The sequence below is a fragment of the Salmonella sp. JXY0409-18 genome (assembly GCF_020268625.1).
In the GTDB taxonomy this organism is placed as follows: Bacteria; Pseudomonadota; Gammaproteobacteria; order Enterobacterales; family Enterobacteriaceae; genus Salmonella; species Salmonella enterica.
The window spans coordinates 3,929,844-3,946,589 of record NZ_CP084216.1; the positions used below are offsets into that span (position 1 = coordinate 3,929,844).

Below are 16,746 nucleotides of genomic sequence, written 5' to 3' on the forward strand. Positions count from 1 at the left end.
GTGCTGATTGTTATCTGTAATCGCCACACGTTCTGACGAGATTCAGAACGCGTCTCTTCCTGTCTGTGTTTTCACCGGCAGCGTTTTTGATTACATGAAATTCAGTACATCCGCAGCCGCTGTTTCCATCGCCTGCCTGACGTCACGATGACGGTATTGAGTTTCGCTGTCCCATCATGGGGTTCTCCGACATGGAGCGCATTTTTTATGCAACGGATTATTCAGTTTTTCTCCCAACGCGCCACAACGTTATTTTTCCCGATGGCGCTGATTTTGTACGATTTTGCCGCCTATCTGACGACGGATCTGATTCAGCCTGGCATCATTAACGTCGTGCGCGATTTTAATGCTGACGTCAGTCTTGCGCCGGCCTCGGTCAGTCTCTATCTGGCGGGCGGAATGGCGTTGCAATGGCTTCTGGGGCCGCTATCCGACAGGATTGGCCGCCGGCCAGTGCTGATCGCAGGGGCATTAATTTTTACTCTCGCCTGCGCGGCAACGCTGTTGACGACCTCAATGACGCAGTTTCTGGTTGCCCGTTTTGTGCAGGGCACCAGCATTTGCTTTATCGCAACGGTCGGCTACGTCACGGTACAGGAGGCCTTCGGTCAAACCAAAGCCATTAAGCTGATGGCGATTATTACCTCCATTGTGCTGGTCGCTCCGGTTATCGGCCCGCTCTCCGGCGCCGCGCTGATGCACTTCGTTCACTGGAAGGTGCTGTTCGGTATTATTGCGGTGATGGGACTGTTGGCGTTGTGCGGCCTGCTGCTGGCGATGCCAGAAACGGTGCAACGCGGCGCGGTGCCGTTCAGTGCGGTGAGCGTACTGCGCGATTTTCGTAATGTGTTTCGCAACCCGATTTTTCTCACCGGGGCGGCGACGCTGTCGTTGAGCTACATCCCGATGATGAGCTGGGTGGCGGTGTCGCCGGTGATCCTGATCGATGCCGGCGGGATGAGTACTTCGCAATTCGCCTGGGCGCAGGTGCCCGTATTCGGCGCGGTGATCGTGGCCAATATGATCGTTGTGCGCCTGGTGAAAGATCCGACCCGACCGCGTTTTATCTGGCGCGCCGTACCAATTCAGTTAAGCGGGCTGGCGACATTACTCCTCGGTAATCTTCTTCTGCCGCACGTCTGGCTTTGGTCTGTGCTGGGCACCAGCCTGTACGCGTTCGGCATTGGAATGATTTTCCCGACGCTGTTTCGCTTCACGCTTTTCTCCAACAACTTGCCAAAAGGGACGGTTTCGGCCTCGCTGAACATGGTGATTCTGACGGTGATGGCGGTGTCGGTCGAAGTTGGCCGCTGGCTGTGGTTTCACGGCGGGAGACTGCCGTTTCACCTGCTGGCAGCGGTGGCCGGGGTGATTGTGGTCTTCACCCTGGCGACATTATTACAGCGCGTGCGCCAGCATGAGGCGGCAGAACTGGCCGCTGAGAAGTAAACACTCTGCCGGATAGAGGCTTATCCGGCACAGAATCATCTGATGTTTTTTGCACGTTCCTGCCGTCTGGCTCTATCCTTAACCCTATGAATAAAATCGCCGAACTCAAACGCGCCAAACGCCTGGCGCTCTCACTGTTGCTGATAGCCGCCGCGACGTTTGTGACCACGCTTTTCCTGCCGCCCAGTTTTTGGGTGCTGGGCATAAAAGCTATTGCCGAAGCGGCGATGGTTGGCGCGCTGGCGGACTGGTTTGCCGTGGTGGCACTATTTCGCCGCATTCCCATTCCGTTTATTTCACGACATACGGCGATTATTCCCCGTAATAAAGACCGAATCGGCGAAAATCTTGGGCAATTTGTGCAGGAGAAGTTCCTTGATACGCAGTCGCTGATCGCGCTAATCCGCCGCCATGAACCCGCGCTGCTTATCGGAAACTGGTTCAGCCAGCCGGACAACGCCAGCCGGGTCGGGCAGCATCTGCTGCAAATTATGAGCGGCTTTCTGGAACTGACCGATGACGCCCGTATTCAGCGGCTGCTCAAGCGAGCGGTACATAAAGCGATTGATAAAGTGGATCTTTCCGGCACCAGCGCCCTGATGCTGGAAAGCATGACCAAAAACGATCGTCACCAGGTGTTACTCGATACGCTGATCGCCCAGCTTATCGCCCTGTTACAGCGTGACAGTTCCCGAACATTTATCGCCAGACAGATCATACGCTGGCTGGAGACCGAGCATCCGTTAAAAGCGAAGATTCTGCCGACCGAATGGCTGGGAGAACACAGCGCTGAACTGGTCTCCGACGCGGTAAATTCTCTGCTGGATGATATCAGTCACGACCGCGCGCATCAGATTCGTCATGCCTTCGATCGCGCGACGTATAAGCTGATCGATAAACTTAAACATGATCCGGAAATGGCTGCCCGGGCAGAAAACATTAAAAGTTACCTGAAGGAAGATGAGGCGTTTAACCGTTATCTCGGCGAGATCTGGGCGGATCTACGTCAGTGGTTAAAAACAGATATCAACGCCGAAGACTCGAAGGTAAAGCAGCGCATCGCTCATGCCGGACAATGGTTTGGCGAGACGCTGATCGCCGACGACGCATTACGCGCCTCGCTTAACGGTCATCTGGAACAGGCCGCGCACCGGGTCGCGCCGGAATTCGCCGCCTTCCTGACGCGCCACATCAGCGATACCGTAAAAGGCTGGGATGCGCGCGATATGTCGCAGCAGATTGAGCTTAATATCGGTAAAGATTTGCAGTTTATCCGCGTGAACGGCACGCTGGTCGGCGGCGCTATCGGTCTGGTGTTATATTTACTGTCGCAAATACCGGCACTGCTCAGTATCTAAGAAGGGGAAGGCGCAATTCTCGTTCAGATTAACTGCCAAACCCCGCACGCGGGAGGCATTAATTTAATGCCATTTCCCACCGATGCCCCTCTTCTCAATCCGTTATTCGCCTGCGCTTCACTTTCTTTTCTTGCAAATTTGAAACATTAATTTTACTTTTTATTATCATTTACAACAACAATCCGGCATTCCTGCCTTACTTTAGCAAAGAGAAAAACCATGGTTCATGCTCAGAGCGCTTCACCTCGCCATCCCATTTTTACGGCGCTTTTCGGTATGATGGTATTGACGCTGGGGATGGGAGTTGGCCGCTTTCTGTATACGCCCATGCTGCCGGTAATGCTGGCGGAAAAGCAGCTAACGTTTAACGAACTCTCGTGGATTGCCAGCGCCAATTATGCAGGGTACCTGGCGGGAAGCTTACTGTTTTCCTTTGGCCTTTTTCATCTCCCCTCTCGTCTACGCCCCATGCTGCTGGCTTCGGCGGTCGCCACCGGTATTCTTATTCTGTCTATGGCGATATTTACTCAGCCCGCGGTCGTCATGTTGGTGCGCTTCCTGGCAGGCGTCGCGAGTGCGGGAATGATGATTTTTGGATCAATGATTGTGTTGCATCATACCCGCCATCCGTTTGTGATCGCCGCGCTCTTTTCCGGCGTCGGGGCCGGGATTGCACTGGGCAACGAATATGTCATTGGCGGTTTACATTATGCGCTTTCGGCCCATTCGCTATGGCTGGGGGCCGGAGCGCTCGCCGGTATATTGCTATTAATCGTGGCAATGTTGACTCCCCCCCGCGCTCATGCGCTGCCGCCTGCGCCCTTAGCAAGAATCGAAAATCAGCCTATGCCCTGGTGGCAACTGGCGCTGTTGTACGGTTTCGCCGGATTCGGCTACATCATTGTCGCTACCTATTTGCCGCTGATGGCGAAAAGCGCGGGCTCTCCGCTACTCACGGCGCACCTTTGGTCGTTGGTCGGCCTGGCGATCATTCCCGGCTGCTTCGGCTGGCTGTGGGCGGCAAAACATTGGGGCGTCCTGCCATGCCTGACCGCGAACCTGTTGATCCAGAGCGCCTGCGTGCTGCTGTCTCTCGCCAGCGACTCGTTGTTGCTGTTAATACTGAGCAGTATTGGTTTTGGCGCCACGTTTATGGGCACAACCTCGCTGGTGATGCCGCTTGCCCGACAGCTCAGCGCGCCGGGCAATATTAATTTATTAGGCCTGGTGACGCTAACGTATGGTATTGGGCAAATTCTCGGTCCGCTCGCCGCCAGTCTGTCAGGCAATGGCGCGTCGGCAATTATCAACGCCACGCTTTGCGGCGCCGCGGCGCTCTTTTTTGCCGCGCTGATCAGCGCCGCGCAGCAGATAAAACAAAAACGGTTTGTGATACGTGAATAAGCGGTAGAGTAAACTCGCGCTCTCCGCACCGGGTTGTATCTTTAACGCTATTCGCGGCGCAATGCGGATCTGTTTTTAATAGCACATCCTCAACACGTTATTTCAAGTTAAAAATGACACTAAAAACCATGTTTATTTTATGGTTTTTGGTGTTATCAATCTGCCTATTATTTTATATACCCTTCATACTTCAAGTGGCTTATGTGTTGGCTACGGATTACCCGGCCCATCCATAGGCCTCGCCCTGACGGGCCGTTGCTCACCCCAGTCACATAGTTATCTATGCTCCTGGGGACTCACTCCCTTGCCGCCTTTAAGCAACTCGAATTATTTTGGCTATATATTCCATTATGATGATTATCGCTTCCTCTCAAATCATCACAATTATAAATAAATCACATCATGAAATTAATTAGATGATTCGTTTTTTATTACCTGCCCGTAGGATTCTTAGGGCGCAAACTGACCCATCAGCGGCTACTGACCTGACCGTGACAATTCCTCTTAAGGCGTGAAAAATTACAGTAAAAAGTAAAATTTAGGTTAAAAAATCCTATTTTTTAACAACGATAATTAAGTGGCGTGAAATTGACTAACGTCAAATTTATTTCCTCTTTTTCCTGCTCCCGGCTCCGGCCTGCGTCAACACCTGTTTCTTTGCTTTTTTTACCTCGCGTTATACCGTCCACGGTTCCCCGCGCCTCCGGCAGTAGCGAGGATGGTGATTTTTCGCGCTGCCATGCAAGAAACGCATAGCACGATACATACTTGCATTTTGTCCTTACCCTTATGGCTGATAAGGTCTTTCTGTTTCGGGCTTTTTGGCCTGTGGCTACAACCAACACATCATCAAAAAAATTCGGGGATCGCTATGGCGCAACAAGTGGACGGGGCGGCCATGCCGCTTGATACAGAAAAGGTCGGGATAAAGGGATACCTGGCGTTTTTTCTCACCATTATTTTCTTTTCCGGCGTATTTTCCGGAAGCGAAGGCTGGTGGCGCGTTTTTGATTTTACCGTACTCAACGGGTCATTCGGTCATGTGACCGGTACGCAGACCTTTCGCGGCGCGGGCGGAACGGGCGCGAAAGATGGCTTCCTTTTTGCGCTGGAGCTGGCACCGTCGGTTATCCTTTCTCTGGGTATCATCGCGATTACGGATGGACTGGGCGGTCTGCGGGCGGCGCAGCAATTGATGACACCCATCCTGAAACCATTGCTTGGCATTCCCGGCATTTGCTCACTGGCGCTGATCGCCAACCTGCAAAATACCGACGCCGCGGCGGGTATGACCAAAGAGCTGGCGCAGGAAGGCGAAATCACAGAACGCGATAAAGTGATTTTTGCCGCCTGGCAGACCAGCGGCAGCGCTATTATCACCAACTATTTCTCCTCCGGCGTTGCGGTATTCGCCTTTCTGGGAACGTCAGTCATCATTCCGCTGGTGGTCATTCTGCTATTCAAATTTATCGGCGCAAACCTTTTGCGCATCTGGATTAACATCGAAGAACGCCGTAACCCTGCGCAAGGAGCCCAATCATGACGACTCAGGTACGTAAGAATGTCATGGATATGTTTATCGATGGCGCACGCCGCGGTTTTACCATCGCCACGACCAACCTGTTACCCAATGTCGTCATGGCATTTGTCATTATTCAGGCGCTGAAAATTACCGGTCTGCTCGACTGGGTAGGCCATATCTGCCAGCCCGTGATGGCGTTGTGGGGGCTTCCCGGCGAAGCGGCTACGGTGCTTCTGGCTTCGCTGATGAGTATGGGCGGCGCCGTTGGCGTGGCGGCCAGTCTGGCTACCGCCGGCGCGCTAAGTGGCCACGATGTTACCGTACTACTGCCAGCCATTTACCTGATGGGAAACCCGGTACAGAATGTCGGCCGCTGTCTCGGTACTGCCGAAGTCAACGCCAAATATTACCCGCATATTATCGCAGTCTGCGCCATCAATGCGCTGCTGTCGATCTGGGTCATGCAGCTTATTGTTTAATAAGGAGTTATCATGCCTGATTTATCCGCCGCGGAGTTTACCTTGTTACAGGGCGCGCACCTGTTTGCGCCAGAAGACCGGGGCATCTGCGATGTTCTGCTCGCGAATGGCAAAATTATTGCCGTCGGCGCTGACATCCCCGGCGATATCGTACCGGACTGTGCGGTGATTAATCTTAGCGGTCGTATGCTGTGCCCGGGCTTTATCGACCAACACGTTCATCTGATCGGCGGCGGCGGCGAAGCGGGGCCGACGACGCGGACGCCGGAAGTCTCCCTGAGCCGCCTGACGGAAGCCGGGATAACAACGGTCGTCGGCCTGCTTGGCACCGACTCCGTCAGCCGTCATCCCGCGTCGCTGTTAGCCAAAACGCGAGCGCTAAATGAGGAGGGGATCACCGCCTGGATGCTCACGGGCGCTTATCACGTTCCGTCGCCGACCATTACTGGCTCGGTAGAAAAAGACGTCGCGCTGATCGATCGCGTCATTGGCGTGAAATGCGCAGTCTCCGACCACCGTTCCGCCGCGCCCGGCGGGAATCAACTCGCCAGCATGGCCGCCGAATCACGCGTTGGCGGCCTGCTGGGCGGTAAACCCGGTGTCAGCGTTTTTCATATGGGCAGCAGCAAAAAAGGGTTACAGCCGCTGTATGACATCCTGGAAAACAGCGACGTGCCGATCGGTAAACTGCTGCCTACCCACGTCAACCGTAGCGAATCTCTTTTCGAGCAGGCGCTGGCGTTTGCGCTTAAAGGCGGCGTAATCGACATTACCACCAGTATCCCGGATCCCGTCGCGCCGGCGGAGGGCATTGCCAGAGCGGTAAAAGCCGGCGTCCCGCTTTCCCGGGTGACGCTCAGTTCAGACGGTAACGGCAGCCAGCCGCTATTTGACGCTGCCGGAAATCTGACGGGTATCGGCGTCGCGGGCTTCGAAAGTTTGCTGGAGACGTTGCAGACGCTGGTTAACCACTACGGATTCAGCCTGACCGATGCTCTGCGCCCGCTGACGACCAGCGTAGCCGCCTTCCTCAGTCTGGACAGCAAAGGCGAAATCCGTCCCGGTAACGATGCGGATCTGCTTGTCTTTAGCGCAGATTTACGCATTGAGCAGGTGTATGCGCGCGGCAAACGCATGGTCAATGAGGGGAAAGCCTGCGTAAAAGGTACCTTTGAACCGGCGTAATTCCCGCCAGTTTCAGGCTGCCCCATCACGGCATTCTGAAAGAGGACGGGATAAGCGGTTGTCAGCCGCCCGAATGGACGTAGAATGCCCTTTCGGGCGGCTGACAGGATAACGGTAAATGGATGTAACTGGAGCAGGTTTGCACAATATTGAGACAAAATGGCTATATGATTTTCTGACGCTGGAAAAGTGCCGCAATTTCTCTCAGGCCGCCATTATCCGCAACGTATCGCAACCCGCTTTTAGCCGGCGGATTCGCGCCCTGGAACATGCCGTGGGCGTTGAACTGTTTAATCGACAGGTCTCGCCGCTACAGCTTTCCGAACAGGGTAAAATCTTTCACTCCCAGGTTCGCCACCTGTTACAGCAGCTGGAAAGTAATCTGACCGAACTGCGCGGCGGCAGCGATTATACGCTGCGTAAAATCAAGATTGCCGCCGCCCACTCGCTCTCCCTCGGCCTGTTGCCGACCATCGTTAAGCAGATGCCGACGCAGTTTACCTACGCCGTTGAGGCGATAGATGTCGACCAGGCGGTGGATATGTTACGTGAGGGGCAAAGCGATTTTATCTTTTCTTATCACGATGAAAACCTGCAACAAGCGCCGTTTGATAACATCCGCCTGTTTGAGTCGAGACTGTTTCCGGTTTGCGCCAACAATGGCCGGGGCGAGCCGCGCTATACGCTTGAGCAGCCGCACTTTCCCCTGCTTAATTACAGTCAGAACTCCTATATGGGCCGGCTGATAAATCGTACCCTGACTCGCCATGCTGAACTGAGTTTCAGTACATTTTTCGTCTCTTCGATGAGTGAATTGTTAAAACAGGTTGCGATGGACGGCTGCGGAATCGCCTGGTTGCCCGAGTATGCTATCCGTCAGGAGATTACTGACGGGCGCCTGATCGTGCTTGATGCCGACGAACTGGTTATCCCGATCCAGGCTTATGCTTATCGCATGAATACCCGCATGAGTCAGGTAGCCGAAACATTTTGGCGCGACCTGCGTGGGCTTCAGGCCGCACTGTAAACACATCAGGCGGTAAGGCGTTGTTCCCCGGTCAAAGAGGCGCGGGTGTCCGGCCAGGACTCATACCAACGAATCGCCGCGCGCACCAGCGACGCTGTGGAATCAATCATCGGGCACGCTATCGCGCGTTCATGTCCGGCCACAATAAGCGGAATTTCGGTACACCCCATAATAATTGCCTGCGCGCCACGGGCAATAAGGCTATCGATTTGCGGCAGCAGCAGCGCTTGCGCCGCAGTTTTATCGCCACGTTTAAGCGTATAAATAGCCTGCATTACCAACGCCTGCCCCGCGTCTTCCGGCTGAATTAACGTCAGCCCCCGCGCCAGAGCTTTCTTTTGATATAACCCGGTCGCCAGCGTCGCATTGGTCGCCAGCAGACCAACGTGCCGCGCCGATGGCGGAATATCCCCCAGGGTAGCGTCCAGAATGCTGATCATTCGCGCTTTCGCGACGTTCTGTAAATCATCAAACCAATAATGCGCAGTGTTGCATGGGATAACGATACACTCCGCCCCGGCGTCTTCCAGCATATGCAGATAACGCTCCAGATAACGGAATGGCGAAGGCCCGCCGGATAACAGACATGCTGTACGATCGGGAATATCAGGAATAGAGCTGACAATGAGCGGGATGTGTTGTTGATCACAACTGGCATGTCGTAATTCAACAAATTTTTCCAACATATCCGCCGTTGCCGCAGGTCCCATCCCCCCCAGTATCCCAATGGTGTGTTTCATCGCTTTTCCCGCTTATTTACGTCAAGGTCAGAAACACACTATCAACTTGATGTGTATATAAAAAATGCCGTTTTATTAGCGGCTATGCGTAAAAATCATAACGGGTGTAAGGGCCACGCGTTATCGCCTTTTCAGGCAATCGATTGGTTACATGAGCGCTCATCAGCCTTCGCAAGCCGCTAAATGCCATTTCGCTATACAGCATCGCCCACTGCGAGTCCGCAAGCTTGTTTTGTCCTCATCGCCACAGCGCCTGTCGGTGAAGGGGCCGCCGTGTTTTGCTTTTCGACGCTAATGCGGGAATATCCCAGCGAATATGGCTATAAACCAAATCCACGGTCTCCGTGGCGCTGCCTTCGGCGTCGCCATGATTGCTCATGCGTGAAATCCGCACATTGGTGAGCGTATAAATAATAAATGGCAGCATTGCGCCCTTATCACGACGGCATAATGTCAGCACGCCTTCTTTCACCGTTTTCCCGTTACAATAGTGCTCATAGAGGCCAGGCGTAGCAAGATCGACAGGCTTTGTCAGCGTCAATCCTCCAATATATGTCCCTCTCGCTTCGCCGGACTCCCGCTTCGTCGGGTTGTGGTTGTAAGCAATAAGTTTTATTTGGTTTTCAAAACCTTTGATCCGGCTTTCGCCTTCAATACCGTCCAGTTTTAAATAGATGGCGTCCATCCCCCCTCCGTGATTATCATGCGGCAAAGCAGGCTGACAAGGACGGAACGCCAACAATGAAAGAACGTTCCATTTTCCAGCCATTTCGTTGGTGTCTCTGTATACCAGATTAAATACCGACAATCTGCTATAACTGGATTCTTGCTAAATACCTTCTGCCATCAACAATCCATTTTACAATAGCGCTACTGACCTGAAATCTATTACGCCAGGCATTCAAGCATCGTTTCCTGAATAACCATAGCCGCTATAAGAACCATATCAAAAAAGAAATATCAATATCATTTCTTATTTTTATCCGAGAAATTACTTAATTACACAGAATCGGAATATAGACAATTCTTATTCCTTTTCACATCAATGGGTTTTTTAGACTTTTGTCATATAGAAAACAACCATTCCAATAGAACATATTTACTATGTGAATATATTTAATGTTTTTATCGCGCGCAGTGTTATCACAGTAATAAATGATTTGCATCAAAAATGCGCCTTTCAGCGCCACGTATTTTTGGACAGCAAATTATAAAATCGCGTTTCAAAGTCAGTAACATGTTCTCTGTTCAGGCGATATGACTTTATGCCCGGACGACATGCCAGCCGCTTTACCCTTACGTTTAGTCGTGATACGTTAGATCACATGAACACGAAACGATCCAACGCTACGCAACGTCATCTCCGCTGGTGGCTGCCTTCCTGAAGGCGGCACGGATTACTATCCCTCTTTAAGTAGCCGCCGAAAGGCGGCTACTGTGTTTCGGGACGTCTTTCGGCTTTACAGTAAGCATAAAGGAGTCCTTAATGAACACTCTTCCCATCATTCTGACTGGCGATCGCCCCACCGGCTCGCTGCACCTCGGCCATTATGTCGGTTCACTGCGCCAGCGCGTCGCGCTACAGCAGGATCACCAACAGTATGTCCTGATTGCCGACCTGCAGGGACTCACCGATAACGGCAGTAATCCGCAAAAAATCCGCGATAATATTCCGCAAGTGTTAGCTGACTATCTGGCCGTCGGCATCGATCCCGCGCTAACGACGATCTGCCTGCAATCCGCATTACCTGCCCTCGCCGAATTAACGGTGCTGTATATGAATATCGTTACCGTCGCCCGAGTGGAGCGTAATCCTACGGTAAAAAATGAGATTGCCCAAAAAGGCTTTACCCGTTCCCTGCCGGTCGGGTTCATGGCGTATCCCATTAGCCAGGCGGCAGATATCACCGCCTTTAAGGCCGAAATGGTACCGGTTGGCGACGACCAATTGCCCATGATTGAGCAAACGAATGAGATCGTTCATAAGATGAATAGTCTTTTCTCCTCGCCGGTATTGCGACCCTGTCAGGCGCTCCTGAGCGATACGGGCCGTCTGCCCGGCATTGACGGCAGCGCCAAGATGTCGAAATCGCTCGGCAATACCCTGCTTCTTTCCGCCAGCGAAGAGACCATCCACCGTGCGGTCAGCGCGATGTACACCGATCCCAATCATTTAAAAATTAGCGATCCGGGAAAAATAGAAGGTAACGTCGTCTTTACGTGGCTGGATGCGTTCCATCCGGATAAAGCCAAAGTCGCGGCGATGAAAGTACATTATCAACAAGGCGGATTAGGCGATCGTGTCTGTAAAAATGAGCTGGAGACCTGCCTGCAAGAACTGATCGCGCCAATACGCGAACGGCGGGCAACCTTTATTGCGGATAAGGGAATGCTAATGGAATTGCTGAAAAAAGGTAGCGAGCGGGCGCATGAGGTCACTCAAAAGACGCTACAGGAAGTAAAACGTGGACTGGGTCTGCCCACGCTATTCCAGGTATAATCAGGCATCAACGTTGTCCAGCGGCCATGACTCAAACAGATAGCCATCAAAGTAGATGTCATCAACATTGGAAAACTCCAGCAGACGCTGCTTCACGTTTTCCAGGTGCTGCCACATCGCCAGCTTCGCTGCGCGGGCGTCTTTCTTAATTAACGCCGCGAGGATCTGCTTATGATCGACCAGCCACTCCTTACGGTAAAGCGTATCGCCCAGATGGCTATGAAGCTGGAGCCACATCGGATTATTTTCACGCCATTGCCAGGACTGACGGAAGAGCTCTACCAACATACTGTTATGGGTCGCTTCGGCAATGGCCAGATGAAACTGCATATCGCCGCTTTCTGAGCCGCCCGGCGCGCTGGAGGCGAGCTCTCGCTCTTCCAGTTGTAACGCCTGGCGCATTTTAATGATGTCTTCGCGGGTGGCCTGCAGAGCGGCAAATTCAGCGATATTGCTTTCCAGCAACTGACGCGCCTGTAACAGTTCAAACGGCCCGGCATCATTACAGTGATTGACGTCAGCGCCTTCCATCTCGTTATTATCCGCGCTGTCGAGCACGTAGATCCCGGCGCCGCGGCGGACTTCAACCAGACCTTTAATTTCCAGCATGATCAGCGCTTCACGCACGACGGTACGCGTCACATTGAGCCTCTCAGCGATCTCTCTTTCCGGCGGCAAGCGCTCCCCGGGGCGGTACGGCGTCTGAACAATCAGATCCCGTATCATTGCGCCCACTTCCTGGTAAGGTCTTTGCTGAGAAGTGTTTGATTTCATATTGGTCGTGCCCGTCCGATGCGATTTCCCGGTATCAGACTATAGCATTTGTAAAGAGAGATAGCACGCGTAGCACACCAAAAACGCGAAACTGGTCAACCAAAAAAACAATAATGCGCCCCGTTTCGCTAGTGAGGCCAGATAAAAGGAAAGGCAATAGACAATACACGACTGATGTTCCACCTTTAGCCCTGATGCCTGAATATGAACAGCATATTGGTTTACCAATATAAAATTTATCAACCAAAAATCAGGCCATAAAATGTGTCTGTACATTGACAGGAACAACGCCTCTGACATAGCGTGATCGGCGAAAATCCAGCCGCTCTCTTTGTATCAAGAACGCGTTATGATAAAAGACACCGTGTTTTTCGCCCCAGGCGTATCCGGGGGAAGCAACGCCTCCAGTCTGTCGAGCCGCCATCGCCGGGCAGCGATTATTCTGCATGAAATTTATGGTATTAACGCTCATATCCAACGCGCAGGCCATGAATGGATGACGCGCGGATTCGACATCTATATTCCCGCGCTGTTTCCTCACCATACCCCCTTTCGCTATGAACAGCAGGAGGAGGCTTACCGTCACTTTTCAGCAAATGTCGGCTTTGATCCCGCCGTCGTTACCACGTTACTCCACGATCTCAGAACGCAGTATGAGACGTTAATCGTCGTAGGATATAGCGTCGGAGCAACGCTCGCATGGCTAAGTGCAGCCAGTGGGTTATGCGATGGCGTCATTTGCTATTACGGTTCCCGTATACGCCAGTACCTTCATCTTGCGCCTCTCTGTCCGGCACTGGTTATTATCGCGCGTTATGAGCCGGCGTTTGATCCCCTCGCCATGCGACAGGCGCTGGAAAAGCGACCCCGGGTGCAGTGTAAAATGTACGATGCGCGGCACGGGTTCTGTGATGCTGATAGCGCCACCTTCGATGCCGCCTTATCGCATCAGGTAATGGACGATGTGAGCGCATTTATTCGCGACATCACTTGTGCAAACACATCGCCCGATTTTCAGCTTTAGTGGAGACTTTTTTCAACGAGCTGTTCCAGTTTTTTCAAAGTCTGTATGGCTGCGGCATCAAGACCATAACGTTGCAGCGTTTCAGCGGGATGATAACTGACCAACGTTCGCCCATCGGCTTGCTGGCTAATGAGCACCCGAAACGGTAAATCCAGTGCCAGTTCGGGATGCGCCAGCATGAGAGGCGTTCCGCCTTTAGGATTGCCAAAGACCAGAACCGTTGTCGGCGGCATTTTCAGGTTAACATTCTGTGCAGCTCTGGCATGGTCAAATTCCCCAAATAACACCAGACCGTGATCGGCGACAGCGTGCATCAACCGCGCTCGGGTCTGCAAATAGTCATAAGCGCTGTAGGTTTTAACCATGGTTATCGCTCCATCCTCCGTTGCAAAGCCAGGCCTTATTAAGATTAACATCAGGGTTATTGCCAATAAAAAAGGCTTTAAAATAGTGCTCATTCTTCTCTCTCCCTGACCCAATACCCATGAGTAAATGCGACACAGATGATATGCAGTTTAAAAATCAGTCATCGTACTGTACCCCTTATTATTGCACTGAACAGCTCATCACTAAAAAAAGCAGACGGCAGAACAAAAAATTCCGACGTCTGAACAAATTTAAATGAAGATGATGCAGTCTGACTGAGCGACAGCGCGATCATTATTATGGCGAGACACCATCTTCTTCAGCCCGCTGGGTAAGAAAAAATATACTCCGCTCAGTAAGATAATAGATACTACAGGCCAACTCTTCAGAGATACGGAGCATCATTGCGTAGTGATGATGCGATTTTTCTGGCGCCATCGGCAGAAATATTTCTGACTCCAGCACGTCACTTAAAAAATGAAATTTATGTACATATTCAGCAGATATAACGCCTCTCGCCATCAGATTAGCCATTAGTGTATTTAAACTATCTTGTTCATGATACACGATACCTTTTCTCTCATGAATTCTGAGAATAACGCTTCTGAAGGCTGCATGACATTCCTTTACGACACAGGCAAAATCATTAAGTATCAGGCGATTATACGCTTCCATAAGATCATATTCGACAAAGCCATACTCTCCAGGGGAGTACAAATAATAACATATGTTTTTAAGCCGTTTTATTCTGCGCAACCTTACAATTCTACCATTTTCATATCGATATTTTAAACCATGTTCATGAAATAGATTATTTAATTCACTAATCGCCTTATCCGGTTCTAACCCAAGCGTAACTTCATAGGTCCGAAGGTAGGTATCTATATAGTTAAAAGCAAGTTCAATGGTATCAATATGCTTTCTTTTATCATCTGTTTTTAATAACAGATTACTCATTTCATCCAGATATGACGTTGAATGCGCATATAAGGTGAATAAGCCATACTCTTTGCGCAACGTTTTACATATTCTTCGATAAACTTCATCAGAATGACTATTATGATAGCAGTATAATGTCATATCATAAAAAGAGGAGCAATTTCCTAGCGTATTGATAATCAATAATATTATTTGCTCGCGTATTTCTAACGGAATATCTTCATATAACAGATCGCTATGCCTTAGTGAGTATGGTCTAAAGGTGTGCATTCCTCCCCCTTTAACCGCAACAGAACAGATTACGCTATGGATAGCTTCACATTACTCTAATTCAGTGATTCAGGTATTAATATCAGCTCAACAGTGAGTCATTTTTTCTTATTTTTTAATGGTGTTGCGTGAATATTTATTTACTCTACAGTTAATTATAACCCATCGCCCTTTGTCATTCTGCTGATCATCACTGGTGCGAAAATCTGGATTATCCATGGCATTCAGTCTTCACTGAATGCCACAGACAAGGGTTATTCAACTAACGCTCACCTGTCCCTTAGCCCTGCTTTCATTCCGTTACGTCACTGCCATACCAGCACACTTAAACGTAAGGTGAGCTTATTGTTTTTATCGACGGGTCAGAACAATCCTTCGCCGGTCATACAGTGTTTCAACAGAGAGCTGCAAATCATATTTCGCATTCTTCAGTTTTCGCGATTTAAGCATTTTCATCGTGACGCCACTTATTTGCCCTGTTTCAATCCGTCTCTTGATTTCGGCTGTGCTTAACAGGAGTTGCCTCTTCAAAATCGACAGCAGGCTGACCTGAAAAGAACGGGAAATCCTGACGCTAATACTGACCTGCTTGTGGGAGGCGATACTGACCAGCCACCGTTCCTGAATGTGAAAATCAGGCTGCCCCGATAATTCAGCATTGTTTCGCTTCAGGATCGCGTTGTCATAAGCAAAATATTGCACCGTGGCAGCATCATTCGCCATCAGTCGGCAATAAAGATCGCGGTTAATTTTGCTGACTGGCAGGCGCGAGAACAGGGAGATATTCCAGGTGTAATCGCAGTGTGTGCATTTATAGATACTCCAGACATCGAGTACCTTCTTTTGCGAATTAACCCGAAATGCCCCAGAAGGCGTGAAATCCCGTTTTACGCTGCATGAAGGGCAACGTTTCGCTATGCGCTGATACCCCACAGGAGTGACAGTCCATATGACTTTCATAACGTACCTTTTTTAACCCATACAAAACCGGATCCGAACTCAGCGGACCATAAATGTTTATGCATGAAAAATATTTAAGTGATATTTTTCAGTGGGTTAAAAAAAGATTTCCAACGCAACAACCCTGTCAATGGCTAAAAAGATACGTCGAGACTATCAAAGCGGCCATTATCGAGTATATGAGTTTAATCAATATTCATTATGGTAGCGGCGGTATCTATTCAACTGACTTACTAAACGCATGATCCTCCCTTTGAGATCACACTTTTCACTCCCGGTTATTCACTTACAGAAAACAGGTGTTATCATTCACGACGTAAATACCTTTCAACTCAACCCGAGGCTTTGATGCTGGAGAATGTCATCATCCGATAATCAGTTCCCCGACCTTTTCAGGCCGGACTGATTATCAATGCGCCGAAATCGAATGCGGACACCGCAGTGTGTTTGCACGTTTTGCCTATGATGATTAAACAGGTTCTTCAGTATGAATTTATCCCGTCAGGAACAACGCACCTTACACGTTCTCGCCAAAGGCGGACGCATTACGCACATCCGCGATGCGTCAGGCCGCGTCACCGCCGTTGAGTGCTATAGCCGCGAAGGGCTGTTGCTCGCCGATTGCACGCTCGCTGTATTCAAAAAACTCAAAACCAAAAAGCTGATCAAATCCGTTAATGGTCAGCCCTACCGCATTAATACAACCGGGCTGAACAACGTTCGCGCCCAGCCTGACAATCGCTAAGGAG

At 50.8% G+C, this 16,746-nt stretch carries 16 protein-coding genes; 10 read left to right on the forward strand and 6 right to left on the reverse strand.

The window, feature by feature from the left end; genetic code table 11:
• The first annotated feature begins 207 nt into the window (after positions 1–207).
• The 7 genes from mdtM (at position 208) to hypT (ending at position 8,424) form a co-directional block, all read left to right on the forward strand.
• Positions 208–1,449, forward strand: a complete 1,242-nt coding sequence (gene mdtM, locus LDB27_RS19130) for a multidrug efflux MFS transporter MdtM (RefSeq protein WP_001188918.1) — start codon at positions 208–210, stop codon at positions 1,447–1,449.
• A gap of 86 nt (positions 1,450–1,535) precedes the next feature.
• The gene (locus LDB27_RS19135) at positions 1,536–2,807 is read left to right on the forward strand and encodes a DUF445 domain-containing protein (RefSeq protein ID WP_001033023.1); all 1,272 of its coding nucleotides are present in this window, start codon (positions 1,536–1,538) and stop codon (positions 2,805–2,807) included.
• A 219-nt stretch (positions 2,808–3,026) separates the two neighbouring features.
• Positions 3,027–4,211, forward strand: a complete 1,185-nt coding sequence (locus LDB27_RS19140; RefSeq protein WP_000233257.1) for an MFS transporter — start codon at positions 3,027–3,029, stop codon at positions 4,209–4,211.
• A gap of 871 nt (positions 4,212–5,082) precedes the next feature.
• Positions 5,083–5,754: a nucleoside recognition domain-containing protein gene (locus LDB27_RS19145; protein WP_000068751.1), complete on the forward strand. Its 672-nt coding sequence runs from the start codon at positions 5,083–5,085 to the stop codon at positions 5,752–5,754.
• Positions 5,751–6,212 (forward strand): YjiG family protein, encoded by a 462-nt coding sequence (locus LDB27_RS19150; protein ID WP_000211979.1) that lies wholly within the window; start codon positions 5,751–5,753, stop codon positions 6,210–6,212. Before LDB27_RS19145 ends, LDB27_RS19150 begins: the two co-directional genes overlap by 4 nt.
• Positions 6,213–6,224: 12 nt before the next feature.
• Positions 6,225–7,397 carry a beta-aspartyl-peptidase gene (iadA, locus tag LDB27_RS19155; RefSeq protein ID WP_001113052.1) on the forward strand — a complete coding sequence of 391 codons (1,173 nt, stop codon included), beginning with the start codon at positions 6,225–6,227 and terminating at the stop codon, positions 7,395–7,397.
• Positions 7,398–7,515: 118 nt separating this feature from the next.
• Positions 7,516–8,424 carry a hypochlorite stress DNA-binding transcriptional regulator HypT gene (gene hypT / locus LDB27_RS19160; RefSeq protein WP_000383509.1) on the forward strand — a complete coding sequence of 303 codons (909 nt, stop codon included), beginning with the start codon at positions 7,516–7,518 and terminating at the stop codon, positions 8,422–8,424.
• Between the two features lie 5 nt (positions 8,425–8,429).
• On the opposite strand, the gene LDB27_RS19165 is transcribed toward hypT, so the two are convergent.
• Positions 8,430–9,164, reverse strand: a complete 735-nt coding sequence (locus tag LDB27_RS19165; protein WP_000683243.1) for an aspartate/glutamate racemase family protein — start codon at positions 9,162–9,164, stop codon at positions 8,430–8,432.
• 238 nt (positions 9,165–9,402) lie between these two features.
• On the reverse strand, positions 9,403–9,933 hold the full coding sequence (locus LDB27_RS19170) for an Hcp family type VI secretion system effector (RefSeq protein ID WP_000907671.1): 531 nt from the start codon (positions 9,931–9,933) through the stop codon (positions 9,403–9,405).
• A gap of 717 nt (positions 9,934–10,650) precedes the next feature.
• On the opposite strand from LDB27_RS19170, the gene trpS reads away from it, so the two are divergent.
• The gene (gene trpS / locus LDB27_RS19175; RefSeq protein ID WP_001094612.1) at positions 10,651–11,664 is read left to right on the forward strand and encodes a tryptophan--tRNA ligase; all 1,014 of its coding nucleotides are present in this window, start codon (positions 10,651–10,653) and stop codon (positions 11,662–11,664) included.
• Here the strand turns inward: trpS and uxuR are convergent, their stop codons facing one another.
• On the reverse strand, positions 11,665–12,438 hold the full coding sequence (uxuR, locus tag LDB27_RS19180) for a Uxu operon transcriptional regulator (protein ID WP_000841654.1): 774 nt from the start codon (positions 12,436–12,438) through the stop codon (positions 11,665–11,667).
• Positions 12,439–12,787: 349 nt separating this feature from the next.
• Between uxuR and LDB27_RS19185 the strand changes: the two genes are divergently transcribed.
• A complete protein-coding gene (locus LDB27_RS19185; RefSeq protein WP_000588686.1) occupies positions 12,788–13,462 on the forward strand; it encodes a dienelactone hydrolase family protein in 675 nt (224 codons plus the stop codon).
• Here the strand turns inward: LDB27_RS19185 and LDB27_RS19190 are convergent.
• The 3 genes from LDB27_RS19190 to LDB27_RS19200 all read right to left on the reverse strand — a co-directional run bounded on the left by LDB27_RS19190 (position 13,459) and on the right by LDB27_RS19200 (position 15,997).
• Complete coding sequence (locus LDB27_RS19190; protein WP_015406155.1) at positions 13,459–13,920, reverse strand: DUF302 domain-containing protein; 462 nt, start codon at positions 13,918–13,920, stop codon at positions 13,459–13,461. The two genes, LDB27_RS19185 and LDB27_RS19190, sit on opposite strands and share 4 nt — an antisense overlap.
• A 205-nt stretch (positions 13,921–14,125) precedes the next feature.
• Positions 14,126–15,037: an STM4504/CBY_0614 family protein gene (locus LDB27_RS19195; protein ID WP_000556783.1), complete on the reverse strand. Its 912-nt coding sequence runs from the start codon at positions 15,035–15,037 to the stop codon at positions 14,126–14,128.
• Between the two features lie 351 nt (positions 15,038–15,388).
• The gene (locus tag LDB27_RS19200; RefSeq protein ID WP_000864856.1) at positions 15,389–15,997 is read right to left on the reverse strand and encodes a DUF1062 domain-containing protein; all 609 of its coding nucleotides are present in this window, start codon (positions 15,995–15,997) and stop codon (positions 15,389–15,391) included.
• Between the two features lie 487 nt (positions 15,998–16,484).
• Here LDB27_RS19200 and LDB27_RS19205 point away from each other — a divergent pair, with 487 nt between their 5' ends.
• Positions 16,485–16,742 (forward strand): YjhX family toxin, encoded by a 258-nt coding sequence (locus LDB27_RS19205; protein WP_001054380.1) that lies wholly within the window; start codon positions 16,485–16,487, stop codon positions 16,740–16,742.
• Positions 16,743–16,746 lie beyond the last annotated feature (4 nt).